We start from the raw sequence: 2,042 nt of genomic DNA, 5'->3' as shown, positions 1-2,042 counted from the left end.
GCGCGCTCGCCGGCGGCGGGGACGGCGGGTCCTCGGGACGGGTCGAGGCGTGGAACGTCGCCGCCGTCCGCGCGGCCGAGGAGCGCGCGCTTCGCGATCGACGGGGGATCGGCCCCCGGCCGCTGGCCGATCCGAACGCCCCGGAGGAGGCCGAGTACGTCTCGCGTCCCACGGTCGCCGATCGGGCGTCGGCGCTCGGCACGGCCGCCGCGGACAGCGAGCACGACGACTCCCCTGCCGGCGCGCCGGCGATCGAGGGATCGGACGTCGACCGCGATGCCGCCACGTCCGAGGGCGATCGACCCGCGCGACCGCCCACCTTCGAGGAGGCTCCGCTGCGCTCCACGGCGTACGACGTTCCGGGTTTCGGCGTCGCGACCGCCCTGCTGGCGCTCGCGGCCGCGAGCCTGCTCGCCGGCCGTCGACGAACGGGGTAGCCGGGTGCCGCGAGTCGACGCGGACGGGTCGGCGGTATCCTTTTGCTGACGGGACGCCTTCCTCGTGGCATGAGCGTCACCATCTCGCCTCCGACCGAACGGACCTGTGAACTGTGCGGCCGCGTCGAGCGCTGGGACGCCGACGTGGAGGGGTGGCGGATCGACGAGGAGCCCGGCGACGTCTACTGTATCCACGACTGGGACGTCAACGGGACGTACGCTCCGTTCGAGGAGTAGTGTACGAACGTACGACGGACACCGAGAGAGTCGAGCGAACTCGGCATTCTATTGACTGATCGTCTATTTCGATACGGTTTTGACGGCGTTCAATGTCCGATCGTAAGTCGTGGTATTCCGTACCAATCCCTTATAGATAATTACCTTATATTCCCTAATGTGTGTACGATGGATCCTACCCATATCAGGGTTATTCCTTTAACCCGTGATCCGCGACGAGGTGTATGACCAAGTCACGTAGTACCATCCCCGAGCCGGGGACGGCTCGGGACGACCGCGACGCGGGGCTCGCCTCCCCGACGGACGACCGCTCGAACTGCGGGATCGGCGGCGTCATCGACCTCGACGGCGCGCCCGCCCACGCCACCGTACGCGACGCCGTCAGACTCCTGGAGAACCTCGAGCATCGGGGAACCACGGGCGCGGAGGAGAACACGGGCGACGGGGCCGGGATCATGGTCGCGCGGCCCGACGCGTTCTTCGAGGCCGTCGTCGACGCGGACCTGCCGGAGGAGTACGCCGTCGGCTCCGTCTTCATGCCGCCGGAGCCCGGCGTTCAAGCCGAGATCCACGACGTCATCGCCGAGGTGCTCTCCGTCTACGGCCTGGAGGTGCTCGCCTGGCGGGACGTTCCGACCGACAACGACGACCTCGGCGAGACCGCGCTCGAGTCGGAGCCGCACGTCGCCCAGCTGTTCGTCGCCCCGGTCGAAGGGGCCGGCCTCGCCGAGCGGTTCACCGACCCCGCGGCCGATCCCGACGCCGACCCCGAACTGCTCGGGTTCGACCGCGCGCTGTACGCCGCCCGCCGCGAGATCGAGAACGTCGTGGGCGACGTCGACGGCGCGGGGCGATTCTACGTCTGCTCGTTCGACCGCCAGCGCGTCGTGTACAAGGGGCTTCTCAAGGGCTCCCAGCTCGCCGACTACTACCCCGACCTCGAGGACGAGCGGTTCGCGAGCCACGTCGCGTTGGTCCACGCGCGCTTCTCGACGAACACGCTCGGCGCGTGGCACCTCGCGCACCCGTACCGCAACGTGGTCCACAACGGCGAGTTCAACACGATCCGCGGGAACGTCAACTGGATGCGCGCCCGCGAGAACGACCTGGACCACCCGGCGTTCGGCGCGGAGCTCGAGACGATCCGGCCGGTGATCGACGACCCGAACCAGTCCGACACCGCCAGCCTCGACAACGCGGTCGAACTGCTCCTCCAGACCGGGCGCGACCTCCCGCACGTCCTGCGGATGCTCGTTCCCGAGGCGTTCCGCGGCGACGACCTCATGGCCGACGAGCGCGCGGACTTCTACGACTACCACGCCTCGCTCGTCGAGCCGTGGGACGGCCCCGCCCTCGTCATCGGCTTCG

General features: G+C 69.3%; 2 protein-coding genes and 1 pseudogene. All 3 read left to right on the top strand.

What is annotated here, in order from left to right; genetic code table 11:
• A partial coding sequence (locus tag DJ70_RS04790; protein WP_143420931.1) for a PGF-CTERM sorting domain-containing protein occupies positions 1-437 on the top strand: 437 nt, incomplete at its 5' end.
• Between the two features lie 69 nt (positions 438-506).
• Complete coding sequence (locus tag DJ70_RS17250) at positions 507-674, top strand: HEWD family protein (protein WP_179233968.1); 168 nt, start codon at positions 507-509, stop codon at positions 672-674.
• Positions 675-898: 224 nt separating this feature from the next.
• Positions 899-2,042: pseudogene (locus tag DJ70_RS04785) on the top strand (glutamate synthase subunit alpha); the annotation flags it as partial.

It is taken from the genome of Halorubrum halodurans (genome assembly GCF_002252985.1).
Taxonomy (GTDB): domain Archaea; phylum Halobacteriota; class Halobacteria; order Halobacteriales; family Haloferacaceae; genus Halorubrum; species Halorubrum halodurans.
The sequence above is the reverse complement of the archived record's forward strand: the minus strand, read 5'-3'. Positions and strand labels throughout refer to the sequence as shown.

Bases quoted from the DNA above. Each gene is read 5' to 3' on its own strand.
- DJ70_RS17250 (WP_179233968.1), top strand. From the start codon at position 507: ATGAGCGTCACCATCTCGCCTCCGACCGAACGGACCTGTGAACTGTGC.